15 protein-coding genes are annotated in these 15,090 nt (G+C 71.7%); 12 read left to right on the forward strand and 3 right to left on the reverse strand.

Annotation, left to right across the window (positions count from 1 at the left end):
• Window positions 1-41: 41 nt before the first annotated feature.
• The 3 genes from JNK12_09500 to JNK12_09510 all read right to left on the reverse strand — a co-directional run bounded on the left by JNK12_09500 (window position 42) and on the right by JNK12_09510 (window position 2,439).
• Window positions 42-1,835, reverse strand: a complete 1,794-nt coding sequence (locus JNK12_09500) for a phosphoenolpyruvate carboxykinase (GTP) (protein ID MBL8776156.1) — start codon at window positions 1,833-1,835, stop codon at window positions 42-44.
• The gene (locus JNK12_09505; protein ID MBL8776157.1) at window positions 1,832-2,122 is read right to left on the reverse strand and encodes a hypothetical protein; all 291 of its coding nucleotides are present in this window, start codon (window positions 2,120-2,122) and stop codon (window positions 1,832-1,834) included. Before JNK12_09505 ends, JNK12_09500 begins: the two co-directional genes overlap by 4 nt.
• Before the next feature lie 122 nt (window positions 2,123-2,244).
• The gene (locus tag JNK12_09510) at window positions 2,245-2,439 is read right to left on the reverse strand and encodes a 50S ribosomal protein L28 (GenBank protein MBL8776158.1); all 195 of its coding nucleotides are present in this window, start codon (window positions 2,437-2,439) and stop codon (window positions 2,245-2,247) included.
• A 136-nt stretch (window positions 2,440-2,575) separates the two neighbouring features.
• Between JNK12_09510 and JNK12_09515 the strand changes: the two genes are divergently transcribed.
• The 12 genes from JNK12_09515 (at window position 2,576) to smc (ending at window position 15,066) form a co-directional block, all read left to right on the forward strand.
• Entirely contained in the window at window positions 2,576-4,237 is a 1,662-nt protein-coding gene (locus JNK12_09515) for a DAK2 domain-containing protein (GenBank protein MBL8776159.1), read from the forward strand.
• Entirely contained in the window at window positions 4,234-6,396 is a 2,163-nt protein-coding gene (gene recG / locus JNK12_09520; protein MBL8776160.1) for an ATP-dependent DNA helicase RecG, read from the forward strand. Before JNK12_09515 ends, recG begins: the two co-directional genes overlap by 4 nt.
• Before the next feature lies 1 nt (window position 6,397).
• Window positions 6,398-6,565, forward strand: coding sequence for a hypothetical protein (locus JNK12_09525; protein ID MBL8776161.1), 168 nt, complete (start codon window positions 6,398-6,400; stop codon window positions 6,563-6,565).
• Window positions 6,566-6,642: 77 nt separating this feature from the next.
• On the forward strand, window positions 6,643-7,122 hold the full coding sequence (gene coaD / locus JNK12_09530; protein MBL8776162.1) for a pantetheine-phosphate adenylyltransferase: 480 nt from the start codon (window positions 6,643-6,645) through the stop codon (window positions 7,120-7,122).
• Window positions 7,123-7,174: 52 nt separating this feature from the next.
• Window positions 7,175-7,771: a hypothetical protein gene (locus JNK12_09535; GenBank protein ID MBL8776163.1), complete on the forward strand. Its 597-nt coding sequence runs from the start codon at window positions 7,175-7,177 to the stop codon at window positions 7,769-7,771.
• Window positions 7,772-7,775: 4 nt separating this feature from the next.
• Entirely contained in the window at window positions 7,776-8,315 is a 540-nt protein-coding gene (locus tag JNK12_09540) for a DUF177 domain-containing protein (protein ID MBL8776164.1), read from the forward strand.
• Between the two features lie 95 nt (window positions 8,316-8,410).
• On the forward strand, window positions 8,411-8,590 hold the full coding sequence (gene rpmF, locus JNK12_09545; GenBank protein MBL8776165.1) for a 50S ribosomal protein L32: 180 nt from the start codon (window positions 8,411-8,413) through the stop codon (window positions 8,588-8,590).
• A gap of 16 nt (window positions 8,591-8,606) precedes the next feature.
• Window positions 8,607-9,599, forward strand: coding sequence for a phosphate acyltransferase PlsX (plsX, locus tag JNK12_09550; GenBank protein ID MBL8776166.1), 993 nt, complete (start codon window positions 8,607-8,609; stop codon window positions 9,597-9,599).
• Between the two features lie 92 nt (window positions 9,600-9,691).
• Window positions 9,692-9,979: an acyl carrier protein gene (locus JNK12_09555; protein MBL8776167.1), complete on the forward strand. Its 288-nt coding sequence runs from the start codon at window positions 9,692-9,694 to the stop codon at window positions 9,977-9,979.
• A complete protein-coding gene (rnc, locus tag JNK12_09560) occupies window positions 9,976-10,710 on the forward strand; it encodes a ribonuclease III (protein ID MBL8776168.1) in 735 nt (244 codons plus the stop codon). The genes JNK12_09555 and rnc overlap by 4 nt, the downstream gene beginning before the upstream one ends.
• Window positions 10,703-11,539 carry a bifunctional DNA-formamidopyrimidine glycosylase/DNA-(apurinic or apyrimidinic site) lyase gene (gene mutM / locus JNK12_09565; protein MBL8776169.1) on the forward strand — a complete coding sequence of 279 codons (837 nt, stop codon included), beginning with the start codon at window positions 10,703-10,705 and terminating at the stop codon, window positions 11,537-11,539. The genes rnc and mutM overlap by 8 nt, the downstream gene beginning before the upstream one ends.
• A 56-nt stretch (window positions 11,540-11,595) precedes the next feature.
• On the forward strand, window positions 11,596-15,066 hold the full coding sequence (gene smc, locus JNK12_09570) for a chromosome segregation protein SMC (protein MBL8776170.1): 3,471 nt from the start codon (window positions 11,596-11,598) through the stop codon (window positions 15,064-15,066).
• The last annotated feature ends 24 nt before the right edge of the window (window positions 15,067-15,090 follow it).

Genomic DNA, 15,090 nt, shown 5'->3' on the forward strand with positions numbered 1-15,090 from the left:
GGTGTCGGCGCCCCTCGGTCAGGACGGTGGAGCGGTCGGCGTCAGCCGGCCAGGCGCTTCTCGAGGTTCTCGAGCTCGTCGCGCATCGCGCTGGGGAGGCGCTCGCCGACGAACTCGTAGTGCTCCTCGATGAGCGGGATCTCGGAGCGCCAGCGGTCCTCGTCCACGTCGAGGAGGCGGTGCACCTGCTCCTCGGTGAGGCCGAGGCCGTCGACGTCGAGGCTGCCATGGGTGGGCACCCGCCCGATGGCGGTGTCGACAGCGTCGACCTGGCCCTCGACGCGCTCGATGATCCACTTGAGCACCCGGCTGTTCTCGCCGTAGCCCGGCCAGATGAACTTGCCCTGGTCGTCCTTCTGGAACCAGTTCACCCAGAACATCTTGGGGAGGTTCTCGTTGTCGGTGGCCTCACCGATCGAGAGCCAGTGGGCGAAGTAGTCGCCGACGTTGTAGCCGGTGAAGGGACGCATGGCGAAGGGGTCGAAGCGGACCTCGCCGACGGTGCCGGCGGCCGCCGCCGTCTTCTCGGACGACATGATCGAGCCGAGGAAGACGCCGTGCTGCCAGTCGAAGGCCTCGGTGACCAGCGGGATGGTGCTGGCCCGTCGACCGCCGAAGAGGATGGCGGAGATGGGCACGCCGGCCGGGTCCTCCCACTCGGGGGCGATCGAGGGGCACTGCGATGCCGGGGCGGTGAAGCGGGCGTTGGGGTGCGCCGCGGGGGTGCCCGACTCGGGCGTCCAGTCCTGGCCCTTCCAGTCGATCAGGTGGTCCGGCGTGTCGTCGGTCATGCCCTCCCACCACACGTCGCCGTCGTCGGTCCTGGCGCAGTTGGTGAACAGGCAGTTGGCCTCGAGGGTGGTCATGGCGTTCGGGTTGGTGGACTCACCCGTGCCGGGGGCCACACCGAAGAAGCCGGCCTCGGGGTTGATCGCGTACAGGCGGCCGTCGCTGTGGAACTTCATCCAGGCGATGTCGTCGCCGATGGTCTCGATCTTCCACCCGGGCAGGGTGGGGATCATCATGGCCATGTTGGTCTTGCCGCAGGCCGACGGGAACGCCGCGGCCACGTAGCGCTTCTCGCCGTTCGGCGGGGTGACGCCGAGGATGAGCATGTGCTCGGCGAGCCAGCCGTCGTCGCGGGCCATGGTGGAGGCGATGCGCAGGGCGAAGCACTTCTTGCCCAGCAGGGCGTTGCCGCCATAGCCCGAGCCGTAGGACCAGATCTCGCGGGTCTCGGGGAAGTGCACGATGTACTTGTTCTCGGCGTCGCAGGGCCACGGGACGTCGGCCTGGCCGGGCTCGAGGGGGGCGCCCACCGAGTGCATGCAGGGCACGAACGGGCCGTCGCCGAGGACGTCGAGCACCGGGGTGCCGATGCGGGTCATCACCCGCATGTTGAGCGCCACGTACGGCGAGTCGGTGATCTCGACGCCGATGTGGGCGATGGGCGAGCCGATGGGGCCCATGGAGAAGGGGACCACGTACATGGTGCGGCCCTTCATGCAGCCGGCGAACAGGCCTTCGAGCTCGGTGCGCATCTCGTCGGGCGCCCGCCAGTTGTTGGTGGGGCCGGCGTCGATCTCACGCTCGGAGCAGATGTAGGTGCGGTCCTCGACCCGGGCCACGTCGCCGGGGTCGGAGAGGGCGAGGTAGCTGTTGGGACGCTTGTCGTCGGCCAGCGGCTCGACGGTCCCGCTCTCGACCAGCAGCCGGCAGAGGCGGTCGTACTCCTCGTCGGAGCCGTCGCACCACTCGACCCGGTCGGGCTGGCAGAGGGCCTCCGCCCGTTCGACGAAGTCGAGCAGCGAGCGGTTGCTGGTCGGTGCGGTCATGACGTCTCCGAAGGGTTGTCGACGGCCTCGCCGTCGGTGGGGGAGGGATCGGTCGTCGGAACCTGGTCGAAGCCGGGGGTGCCCATGTCCACCTCGGAGCCCAGCCGGATGCCCGCGGCCTGGCCGTGGGCATCGACGTCGAAGACGACGCGCTGGCCCTGGCGGAGCATGCGGAACACCGAGCCCTCGAGGGCGCCGGCGGCGAGGTCGTACTCGTCGAGGTCGGAGTCGCAGATCACGACCCCCACGCCCGACCCGGGGTCGTAGGACTTGACTACGCCCTGCACTTCAGCTCCACATGCACGCGAACTCGCTCCCGAGAGGCTGGTGACCAGATGGGGCCGAGGGTAGCGAGCCGCATCGTGACCAGGCCAGACCGCGGTCAGGAGCCGTGTGTCCGGGGGAGCTTCTAGTGGACCAGCTTCTGGACCTTGCCCGCCTTGAGGCAGGAGGTGCAGACCTGGACCCGCTTGGGCGAGCCGTTCACCAAGGCCCGGACCCGCTGGATGTTCGGGTTCCAACGACGCTTGGTGCGCCGGTGCGAGTGGCTGACGTTCATGCCGAACGACGGCTTCTTGCCGCACACATCACAGACCGAAGCCATCGAAAGCACCTTCTCGCTACGTCACGGGACCAGGGACGGCTGACCACGCTACCAGCGGCCCCCGCGGTTCCCCAATCGCCGGGGGAGGTCGGGTGGCCGATGGTGGACGGTGCCGCATCCTCTAGTCTCACGGCGCATGGCGTTGCTCGAACAACTCGGGGCCGATGATCTGCGGCGGGCGGTCCAGGGCTACCGCGACGCGCTCGCCACCCACCGCGACGCCATCAACCGCCTGAACGTGTACCCGGTGCCCGACGGCGACACCGGCACGAACATGGCCCTCACGCTCGAGTCCGTGGTCGCCGAGCTCGACGGCGCCGGCCCTGACATGGCCGCCACGTGCAAGGCCATCAGCCACGGTTCGCTCATGGGGGCCCGCGGCAACTCGGGCGTGATCCTGTCCCAGGTGCTGCGCGGGCTCGCCGACGTGTTCGCCGAGCACGACGAGTGCGACGCCGCCGCCTTCGTGCGGGCGCTCGACGCCGCCGCCGCAGCCGCCTACGGGGCGGTGATGCGACCGGTGGAGGGCACCATCCTCACCGTCGTGCGCGAGTCGGCCGAGGCGGCCACCGCGCACGCCGCCGCCGAGGGTGACGCCCTCACGCTGGTCTCGGTGCTCGACGTCGCAAGGGTCGCCGGCGGCGAGTCCCTCGAGCGCACCCCCGAGCTGCTGCCCGTGCTCGCCGACGCCGGCGTGGTCGACGCCGGGGGCGCCGGCTTCCTCCTGCTCCTCGACGTGCTGCTCAACCTCACCGACGGCCGAGACATCCCCGAGCCGCCCGAGGGATCGGTCGAGCCGCAGATCTCGACCCACGGCGACGACCACGCCCGCTCCGCCGAGCACGACGCCCTCGCCGGCCTCAAGTACGAGGTCATGTACTTCCTCGAGGCGCCGGACGAGACCATCCCCGCCTTCAAGGACGTGTGGGCCGGCATCGGCGACTCCATCGTGGTGGTCGGCGGCGACGGCATCTGGAACTGCCACATCCACACCGACGACATCGGCGCCTCCATCGAGGCCGCGCTCGACTGCGGCCGTCCCCGCAACATCCGCGTCACCGACCTGCTCGAGCAGGTGGGCGAGGAGAAGTGGGTGCGCGAGGCCGAGGCTCACCCCGAGCCGGCGCCCGACCTGGCGCCCGTCCCGTGCGCCGTGGTCGCGGTGTCCACCGGCGACGGCATCCGCCGCATCTTCCATTCGCTCGGGGTGCAGGGCACCGTCACCGGCGGCCAGTCCATGAACCCCTCCACTGCCCAGCTGCTCGAAGCCGTCGAGGCGGCGCCGGCCGACCACGTGGTGATCCTGCCCAACAACAAGAACATCATCCCGGTGGCCCAGCAGGTCGACGCCCAGACGTCGAAGACCGTGCGCGTGGTGCCCACCCGGGGCATCGCCGAGGGCTTCGCCTCCCTGCTCGCGTACGACCCGCAGGCCACCAGCGACGACAACCTCGAGGAGATGGCGGCGGCGGCCGAGGCCGTGCTCGCCGGCGAGGTCACCCAAGCCGTGCGCGACTCCACCTGCGACGTCGGCCCCATCAAGGAGGGCGACTTCCTCGGCATCGCCCGCGAGGGCATCCGCTCCGTCGAGCCCACCGTGGCCGAGGCCGCGACGGTGCTCCTCGGCGAGCTCATCACCGACGACCACGAGATCCTCACCATCATCGAGGGCGAGGGCGCCACCGACGGGATCACCCGCCAGATCACCGAGTGGCTCGCCGAGCACCACCCCGACGTCGAGGCCGAGGTGCACCACGGCGGCCAGCCCCTCTATCCCTACTTCTTCGGGATCGAGTGAGCGGGCCGCCGCTCACCCTGGGGGACCTGGCCGCCCTTCCCGTCACCACGGTCAACGGCATCGGCCCCAAGAAGGCCGACGGCCTGAAGTCCATCGGCGTCGAGACCATCCTCGACCTGTTGATGCACTACCCCCGGCGGTGGATCGACCGCACCAAGGAGGCCACCATCGGCGACCTCGAGGTGGGGGAGGAGGCCACTGTCCTCGTCCGGGTGCAGAAGGTGACGTCCCGACGCACCCGCAACCGCAAGACCCTGGTCGAGGTCACCGTCACCGACGGCACGGGCACGCTGCGCTGCACCTACTTCAACCAGCCGTGGCGCGAGCGCCAGCTCACCCCCGGGCTCGAGGTGCTGGTGTTCGGCAAGCTCGAGCTGTTCCAGGGCCGGCGCCAGATGTCGAATCCGATCATCGACATGGTCGGCGGCGACAAGACCCTTCGCATCGTGCCCGTGTACCCCCAGTCGGAGAAGGCGGGGCTCTACACCTCGGACTTCCAGGACTGGGTGGCGCGCACGCTGGTGAAGGCCGCGCCGCGGGGCTTCGCCGAGCCCGTCCCGGCGCCCGTGTTGGCCGAGCACGACCTCATCGAGCGGGGCCGGGCCTTCCGCCAGATCCACGCCCCGGACAACATGGGCGAGGTCGTCCAGGCCCGCAAGCGGCTGGTCTTCGACGAGCTCCTGCGGGTGCAGCTCGCCCTCGTGCTGCGGAAGCGCCACCTCGAGCGCACGTCGAAGGGCCTGGCCCACCGGATCGACGGGGGTCTCGTCGGCCGCTTCCTCGAGCGCCTGCCCTTCCCGCTGACCGGCGCGCAGGAGCGGGTGATCGCCGAGATCCGCGAGGACCTCGGTCGGCCCCTGCCCATGCACCGGCTGCTCCAGGGCGACGTCGGCGCCGGCAAGACGGTGGTGGCCGTGTGCGCCCTGCTCATCGCGGTCGACGGTGGCCACCAGGGGGCGCTCATGGCGCCGACGGCCGTGCTCGCGGAGCAGCACCACCTCGGCATCAACGCCCTGCTGGAGGGCTTCACCGTGCCCGACGAGTCGGGCTCGCTCTTCGAGGACCGCCCGCTGCGGGTCGAGCTGCTGACCAACCGCACCACCGCGGCCGAGCGGCGGCGCCTGGCCGAGGACCTGGCCGCGGGTCACGTCGACCTGCTGGTGGGCACCCACGCACTCCTGGAAGACGCCGTGGCGTTCCGCTCGCTCGGGGTCGTCGTCATCGACGAGCAGCACCGCTTCGGCGTCGAGCAGCGGGCTGCGCTCCGGGCCAAGGCGGCCGATGACGCCGTGCCCGACGTGCTGGTCATGACGGCCACGCCCATCCCGCGCACCGCGGCCATGACCGTCTACGGCGACCTCGACGTGTCGGTCCTCGACGAGCTGCCTCCCGGGCGCACCCCCGTCGAGACGGAGTGGGTGAAGATCGGCGAGGGCGGCGGCATCCCGGGCATCGAGGACGAGCTCGCTCTCTGGCAGGTGGTGCGCGACGAGGTGGCCGCCGGCCGCCAGGCCTACGTCGTGTGCCCGCTGGTCGAGGAGTCCGAGAAGCTCGAGGTGCGCTCCGCCGAGGAGACCTACGAGGCCCTCCAGCACGGCGAGCTGTCCGACCTCCGCCTGGGCCTGCTGCACGGGCGGGTGTCGGCGGCGGACAAGGAGCGGGTGATGGCGCAGTTCCGGGCCGGCGACCTCGACGTGCTCGTCGCGACGACGGTGATCGAGGTCGGTGTCGACGTCCCCAACGCCACGGTCATGGTCATCCTCGACGCCGACCGCTTCGGCATCGCCCAGCTGCACCAGCTCCGCGGCCGCGTCGGCCGGGGCGCGGCGCGCTCCCGCTGCTTCCTCGTCGGCGCCGGCGCCACCGAGGAGGCCGAGGAGCGCCTCGCCGCCATGGTGCGCACCACCGACGGCTTCGAGCTCGCCGAGGTCGACCTCGACCTGCGGGGCGAGGGCACCCTGATGGGGGAACGCCAGAAGGGCCGCAACGACCTGCGCCTCGCCTCCCTGCGCCGCGATCGTGAGTGGGTGGCCAAGGCACGAGACGCCGCCTTCGCCATCGTCGACGCCGACCCCGAGCTGGCCGCCCACCCCGCACTGCGGGACGAGGTCGAGCTCCTCCTCGGCGCCGACGACGCCGACAACCTGCTCAAATCGTGACGTGATCCCGCCCCAGAACATCGTCTGCGTCGACTGCGGGGGCACGTGCCACCTCCTCTCGTACCTCCCCGAGGACGAGGAGCTCGAGCCCGGCGACGTGGTCGCCTACCGCTGCTCGGACTGCAACGACCGCTGGGACGTCGTGCTCGGCGACCCCGACGACGACTGAGGGGGCCGACTCCCCTGTCCGGGGGTCCACGTTGCGGAACCGTTACGAGCGTCGTTTCGTGCCTGTACGGTTTCTCCGTGGCCACCGTCTTGTATCCCGGCTCCTTCGACCCGATCCACAACGGGCACCTCGAGATCGTCGAGACGGCGTCGCGGCTGTTCGACAACGTCGTGGTGGCGGCCATGCGCAACCCCCAGAAGGGCGAGCCGCTGTTCAGCCTCGAAGAGCGGGAGGCCATCCTCAACGAGGTGCTCGGCCACCTCGAGAACGTGCGCATCACGATGTTCTCGAACCTGGTGGTGGACCTCGCCCAGGAGGTGGGCGCCGACTTCATCGTCAAGGGCCTGCGGGCCGTCTCCGACTTCGAGAGCGAGCTCCAGATGGCCCAGATGAACCACGCCATCTCCGGTGTCGACACGCTCTTCATCCCTTCGGCCTCGACCCACTCCTTCCTCGCGTCGAAGCTCATCCGCGAGATCGCCCGTTTCGGCGGCAACGTGGACTCCATGGTCCCGCCGGCGGTGGCCAAGCGCCTCCAGGGGAAGTACGAACGATGAGCGCAGCGGTGGCCCGAACGGCCCGTCGACGGAGTCGACAGGAGTGGACGAGATGAGCGGCAGGGACGACTTCGTCACCTCGCTGCCGCCGAGCCCGCACCAGGTCCCCGAGGTCGAGCCGCTGCTGCGGCGCGTCGTGGACCTGCTCGAGGCGGCCCGACCGATGCCGCTGTCGACCTCGGTGATGATCCAGAAGGACGAGATCCTCGAGCTGCTCGATGAAGCCCTCGAGCGCCTGCCCGAGGAGCTCCGGGCCGCCCGGTGGCTGTTGAAGGAGCGCGAGGAGTTCCTCGTGAAGGTCCGCCGTGAGGGCGACGACATCCTCGACGAGGCCCGCGGCCAGGCCGCCCGCATGGTCGAGCGCACCGAGGTGGTGAAGTCCGCCGAGCAACGTGCCCGCGGGATCATCGAGGCCGCCGAGGAAGAGGCCCGGCGCATGCGCCACCAGGTCGAGGACTTCTGCGATCAGCGCCTCAGCACCTTCGAGACCGTGCTCGACCGCACCATGGCGGCGGTGCACGCCGGTCGCGAGAAGCTCCAGGCCACCGCGCCGCCCCCGCCCGAGCCGGAGCACGACGACCTCGCCGGCATCGAGGATTTCTCACCCTCCACCGAGGGCTCGGGCGGCTTCTTCGACCAGGACGTCTAGTCCGGTGGCCAAGCGGCTGCGGGTGGGGGTCACCGACCTCCTCCGCCACCCGGGCACCCGCCTCGACGTCCTGCGGGTCGTCCCCGCGTCGGACCTCGGCGAGCTCGTGGTCGGGTCCAGCCGCGTCGATCCCGAGGCCGACGTCTCCGTCGACCTCGTCCTCGAGTCCCAGCCCGGCACCGTCGTCGCCGCCGGCACCATCGAGGCGGTCTGGGACGGGGAGTGCCGTCGTTGCCTCGGCGACGTCGTCGGCGAGCTGCGGGCCGAGGTGCGAGAGGTGTTCGGCGACGCCTCGGAGGGCGCGCCCGACGAGGGCGACTTCTATCCGCTCCTCGGCGACCAGGTGGACCTCGAGCCCCTCGCGCGCGATGCCGTCCTGCTCAACCTGCCCGTCGCCCCGCTGTGCGGCCCCGACTGTCGTGGCCCCGTGCCCGAGGCGTTCGCCGATCCGGCCGACGTCGAGGAGGAAGACGGCGACGGGTCGGGCGAGGCGCCCCGAGACCCGCGGTGGGCGGCGCTCGACGCCCTCGACTTCGACCAATGAGGGCGCGCCCCGGTAGGCTCGTGCATTCGTGCCCACCCGGGCACCCCGTCGCACATCACGTTCCATCACGGTCCAGGTAGAGAGCGCTAGAAGCCATGGCTGTCCCCAAGAAGAAGACCTCGAAGGCCAAGAGCCGGAGCCGCCGGGCGTCGGCGTGGAGCCTCAAGGCCCCGTCGCGCAGCGTCTGCCCCCGCTGCAACGCCGCGAAGCAGCCCCACATCGTGTGCGGCAACTGCGGCTGGTACGCCGGCCGCCAGGCCATCGACGTCGACTGAGCCGGCGGAAGCACTGATGCTGCCCGTCGCGGTCGACGCCATGGGCGGCGACCACGCGCCCGACGTCATCGTCGCCGGCGCCCGTCGCGCCGTCGACGAGCTCGGCGTGCCGGTCCTCCTGGTCGGCCGCCCCGAGGACCTCACCGACACCGGTGGCCTCGAGGTCCTGCCCGCCTCTGAAGTGATCGCCATGGACGCCGACCCCGGCTCCAGCGTGCGCACCATGAAGGACTCGTCGCTGGTGAGGTCCGCCGAGGCCGTCCGCGACGGCGTCGCCTCGGCGATGGTCAGCGCCGGCAACACCGGCGCCACGATGGCCAGCGCCCTGCTGCGCATGGGGCGCATCAAGGGGGTGGCCCGCCCGGCCATCGCCACGCCCATCCCGGTGCCCGACACCACGCCCACGATCCTCCTCGACGCCGGCGCCAACGCCGAGTGCAACCCCGAGTGGCTGGTGCAGTTCGGCCAGATGGGTGCCGTGCTGTGCCGCGAGCGCTACGGCATCGAAACCCCCCGCGTCGGCCTGCTGTCGATCGGCGAGGAGAAGACCAAGGGCAACCCCCTGGTCAAGGCCACCCACGCCCTCATGGACGAGCCCGGCTGGCTCGACGTGGCCGGCGGCACCTTCGTCGGCAACGTCGAGGGCCGGGACATCATGTCGGCCGACGTGGACGTGGTCGTCACCGACGGCTTCACCGGCAACGTGGCCCTCAAGTCCCTCGAGGGTGGCCTCGGCTCGCTCATCAACGCCCTCTACGGGGTGTTCGGCTCCACCGACGAGACCAAGAAGGCCGCCGAGGTGCTCCTGCCCGCACTCGTGCCCCTCGCCGAGCAGTTCGACCCCAACAACACCGGCGGGGCCATGCTCCTCGGCGTCAAGGGCGTTTGCATCATCAGCCACGGCTCGTCCAACGACACTGCCATCGTCAACGCGGTGAAGGTGGCCGACGAGATGATCCGCGGCGGCCTGGTCGACCTGCTGGCCAAGGCCGTCGCCACCGACGCGTAGCGCTCGGCCACCCCCGGCCCACTCGTTCACAAGCGCACAAGCGCGGCCCCGGTATACTCCCGGCCGTTCACCAGCCGTTTGAGGAGTATTCCGTGCCCGCCGAAACCCACGTGGAACAAGGCCCCCTCGACCGCCAGGGCGTGTTCGAGCTGGTCCGTGACCGCCTCGCCGACATCCTCGAGGTGGATCCGTCCACGATCAACGAGGGCGACTCCTTCGCCGACGACCTCGACGCCGACTCCCTCGCCCTCATCGAGCTGGTCGAGGCCCTGGAAGAAGAGCTCAGCGAGCGCACGGTCGGGTTCCGCATCGACGACGAGGACCTCGAGGACCTGAAGACCGTCAGGGACGCCGTCGACTACGTCGTCGGCCGACTCTGATCGCGACCCGCCCGGTCGACCACGCGGACGCCCTGGCCGAGCGCCTGGGCCACGTCTTCGCCGACCCCGAGCTGGCCAACCACGCCCTGCGGCACCGCTCGTGGTGCGCGGAGCACGGGGGCGCGTCGAACGAGCGCCTCGAGTTCCTGGGCGATGCCGTGCTCGGCGCGGTGGTCAGCGACCACATCTACCGGCACCATCCCGAGCGCTCCGAGAGCGAGCTCTCCAAGATCCGCTCCGCGGTCGTCTCCGGGCAGGCCCTGTCCGAGGTGGCGCGTGAGATCGGGCTCGGCGAGCTGCTCCTGTTGGGCAAGGGCGAGGAGCAGACCGGAGGCCGGGACCGGCCGTCGATCCTGTGCGACACGATGGAGGCACTGTTCGCGGCGGTCTTCCTCGACGCCGGCCTCGACGCCGTCACCGAGGTGATCCACCGGCTGCTCGGCACCCGCATCGACGAGGCCGCGCTGGGCCCGGGCGCCGGCGAGTACAAGTCCCAGCTCCAGGAGCTGGCCGTCCGCCGCTTCGAGGCGCCGCCGCGCTACTCGGTGGTGGAGGACGACGGCCCGCCTCACGACAAGCGCTACTTCGCCACGGTCCGCATCGACGGCGACGTGGTGGGCGAGGGCGAGGGCCGCTCCAAGAAGCAGGCCGAGACCGCGGCGGCGCACCAAGCCTGGTTGCGCCTGGCCGCAAACGAAGACCACATGGTGGGAGAGGAACCCAGTGCCTGAACTACCCGAAGTCGAGACCATCCGACGCGAGCTCGACCGTGAGGTCGTGGGCAAGCGAGTCAAGAGCGTCGACGTCACCGGCGAGCCCTCGTCACGTGGCGCGAAGGCGTCGAAGGAGCTCGTCGCCAAGCTGGAAGGCGCCAAGATCTCCGGCGTCGAGCGCCGCGGCAAGTACCTCGTGTTCAAGCTCGACACCGGTGACCTGCTGGTGTGCCACCTCGACACCACCGGCCAGCTGCGGCGTGCCCAGGCCAAGGACGCGGTGGCCGACGGCACCCGGGTCGTGGTCACCTTCACCCAGGCCGGTCAGCTGCGATACATCGACCCACGGGGCAGCGGCGAGCTGTTCGTGACGACGCCCGACGGGCTCGTCGAAGACGTTCCCGAGCTCGGCGAGCTGGGCTTCGACCCAGTCGAGACCCCCATCTCGTGGACGGTGTTCGGCGAGATGCTCGTCAAGCGCTCCAACAAGCTCAAGGCGCTCTTGATGGACCAGCGGTTCATGGCCGGCCTCGGGGCCATCTACAGCGACGAGATCCTCTTCGCGTCCGGACTGCGTTACGACCGCCCGGCCAACTCGCTCAGCACGCAGGAGATCCGCCGGCTCTACCGCTCGGTGGTCGAGACCCTGCACGACGCGGTCAAGTACCGGGGCTCGACGCTGGCCGACCAGGGCTATGTGGACCTGTTCGGCAAGGCCGGCGACTACCAGGAGCACCACAAGGTGTACGCCCGCGACGGCCTCGCCTGCCGGCGCTGCCGCACCCCCATCCAGAAGGCCCGCTTCAGCAACGGCACCACCTACTACTGCCCGCAGTGCCAGGTCTGACGGCCGGGCGGCGGGGGCCCGGCCGGCCCACCGGGCGCTTGTAAGGTCGGCGCGCCATGTTCCTCAAGACCCTGACGCTGAAGGGCTTCAAGTCCTTTGCCGACAACACCGTGCTCGAGCTCGAGCCCGGCATCACGGTCGTGGTGGGCCCGAACGGCAGCGGCAAGTCCAACGTCGTCGACTCCATCGGCTGGGTGCTCGGCGCCCAGGCCCCCAGCGTCGTGCGCTCGAAGAGCATGGACGACGTCATCTTCGCGGGCACGGCCAAGCGACCGGCCCTGGGTCGCGCCGAGGTGGCCCTCACCATCGACAACACCGCGGGCCTGCTCCCCATCGAGTTCACCGAGGTCACCATCAGCCGCACGCTGTTCCGCACCGGCGACAGCGAGTACGCCATCAACGGCGTGCCGTGCCGGCTGCTCGACATCCAGGAGCTGCTGTCCGACACCGGCGTGGGCCGCCAGCAGCACGTCATCGTCTCGCAGGGCCAGATCGACGCGGTGCTCAACGCCCGCCCCGAGGACCGGCGCCTCATCATCGAGGAGGCCGCCGGCGTCCTGAAGTACCGCCGTCGCAAGGAGAAGTCCGAGCGCCGCCTCGCTGCCACCGAGGGCAACCTGACCCGGCTGGCCGACCTGCTCCGCGAGGTGCGCCGGTCGCTGCGACCCCTCGAGCGCCAGGCCGACGCCGCCCGCCGCCACGGCGCCGTCGTCGCCGAGCTCACCGCCCTGCGCATCTTCATGGCGGGTCGCGAGCTGACCACGCTGCGCAACCGTCTCGCCACGGGCGAGGCCCGCAAAGCCGATCTCGAGCAGCAGGTGGCCGCTCTCAAGGGCGAGCTGGTCGAGCTCGACACCGCCGTGCTCGCCGCCGAGGCCAAGCTCTCGGCCGCCGGCGGCGACGACCTGGGCGACGCCCTCGCCCGCTTCGAGTCGCTGCGTGAGCGCGCCCGCGGTCTGACCGCCGTGCTGGCCGAGCGCCGGCGCGGGGTCGAGCGCGACCGCATGGCCTTCGTCGACCAGGCCGTGATCTTCAGCCTCGAGTCCGACGCCGCCCGGGTGCGCGACGAGCTGGCCGAGGTCGAGGCCGAAGCCGCCGGGCTGGTCCCCGACTGGGCCGACCTCTCCCGCGTCGAGGCCGAGCTGGCTCAGGCCCGCTCGTCGTTCGAGCAGCAGTGGGGCGACGGGGTGGTGGCCACCACGGGTGGCGGCGAGGCCGCAATGGCCCGGGGTGAGCTGGCTGCCCGGCGCGGTGGCCTCGAGCGCGACACCGCCGAGATGGAACGCGCCCGCCACCGCCTGGACAGCCTCCAGCAGCGGGCCGCCCGCCTGACCGAGGACCTCGCCCGCTTCGTGGCCACCATCGCCGACGCCGGCGAGGCCGCTCCCGACCTGATCGCTGCCCGTGACGAGGCCGCCGCCGCGCTGGCCACCGCCGAGGCCGCGGTCACCGCCGCCGAGGACGAGCGCCGGGCCGCAGAGAAGGAGCACCACGCCTGGGAGGCCCGCGCCGAGGCGCTGGCCGTCGCCCTCGACGAGGCACGGGCCCGGGCCGGCGCCGACCACCTCGCCGGGGTGAGCGGTGTGCTCGGCACCCTGCTCGACCTGGTCGACGTGGACGAGGGCTGGCAGGCCGCCTTCGAGGCCGCCGCCGGCAGCGCCGTCACCGCCGTGGTGGTGGACGACGCCGCCTCGGCCCGCCGGGCCCTCGAGTCGCTCCATGCCGGCGACCTGTCGGGCGCGGTCGTGCCGCTGCTCGACCGACACACCGCGGTGTCGCCGCCGCCGCTGGGCGAGCCCGTGCGCGGGCACGTGCGCTCGAGCCGGGCCGACGTGAACGCGCTGCTCGACGCACTCATCGGCGGCGTGGTCGCGGTGGCCGACTGGCCCGCCGCGGTCGACGTCGCCATCGCCCACCCCGACGCGGTGGTGGTCACCCATGACGGCGACCGCTTCGGCCCGTCGGGTTGGCGGGTGGGCTCGGCGCAGACCGGCGCCACCGGGGCCGCCCTGGAGGAGGCCCGGGAGAAGGCCGCGGCGCACGCCACGGACTCGGCGCGCGCCGGCGCCCGGGCCGAGGACACCCGCGCCGCCGTCGCCGAGGCCCGCAAGGTGGCCGAGGCGGCACGTCGCGCCGCCGACGAGAACGACGGCCTGCTGGCCACCGCGGCGGAGACCCGCGGCCGGGTCGAAGCCGACCTCGCCGACGCCAACACCGAGATCGAGTCCCTCCAGGGTCACGTGGACGAGCTGGTGGCCCGGGTCGCTCGGGACGAGCAGCACATCGCCGAGCTCGAGGCCCGCCTGCCCGACCTCGAGCGGGTGGACGAGGAGCACGCCGAGCGTGGTCGGGCGCTCGCTGACGCCCGCGGCTCCATCGAGGAGAAGGCCGCCGCCATCGGCGCACTCCGCACCGATCTCGAGGTGCGCGCCGCCGGCCTCGACGAGCGCCGCCAGTTCCTGCGCCGGCGCCTCGACGAGCTCGAGGAGCGCCTGGCCCGCGACGCCGCCGAGCGCGGCGCGGCCGAGGCCAAGCGGGTCGAGCTGGATCGCCGTCAGACCGCCCTCGACCGCCTCGCCGCCTTCGTCACCGAGCGCAGCGCGGTGGTCGAGGAGGGCCTCACCGAGTTGCGCGAGCGCCGCCGCAAGCAGTCCGAGGCGGCCCGGGCGGTGGCCAGCCGCCTCGACGTCCTGCGCCGTGAGCGCGCCGACGCCGAGCGCCGCCTCCAGGAGGCCCGCGAGCTGCTCCAGCGGGCCGAGCTGGACGACACCGAGACCCGCCTGCGCCTCGAGTCCCACGTCGAGACGCTGCGCCGCGACCTCGACTGCGATCCCGAGCAGGCGATGGCCACCGAGCAGCCGGAGCTCCCCGAGGGCACCACGCCCGCGGCCCGGGCACGCGACCTCGACCGCGACCTCCGCCTGATGGGCCCCATCAACCCCCTCGCCCTCGAGGAGTACGAGGCCCTCCAGGAGCGCCACGAGTTCCTCCAGGCCCAGCTCGAGGACGTCAAGGCGTCCCGCCGGGACCTCGGCAAGGTCATCCGGGCCATCGACAACGAGATCATGAGCGTGTTCGCGGCGGCCTACGCCGACGTGTCCGCCAACTTCGAGGCGCTCTTCGAGACCCTCTTCCCGGGCGGCAAGGGCCAGCTGCGTCTCACCGACCCCGAGAACCTGCTCGAGACCGGCATCGAGGTCGAGGCCCGGCCCTCGGGCAAGAACGTGAAGAAGCTCTCGCTGCTCTCCGGCGGCGAGCGCTCGTTGACCGCCCTCGCCTTCCTGTTCGCGGTGTTCCGCAGCCGCCCGTCGCCGTTCTACGTGCTCGACGAGGTCGAGGCCGCCCTCGACGACATGAACCTGCACCGGTTCCTCGACCTGCTGGCGGAGTTCCGCCAGGAGGCGCAGTTGCTCGTGGTGAGCCACCAGAAGCGCACCATGGAGGCCGCCGACGTCCTCTACGGCGTCACCATGCAGCCCGGCGGGTCGTCTCGGGTGCTGTCCGAGAAGGTCGACGCTGCCACCTGAGCCCGCCGGGCCCGGCGGCCGGGG

The sequence above is a fragment of the Acidimicrobiales bacterium genome (assembly GCA_016794585.1).
In the GTDB taxonomy this organism is placed as follows: domain Bacteria; phylum Actinomycetota; class Acidimicrobiia; order Acidimicrobiales; family DATDAH01; genus JAEUJM01.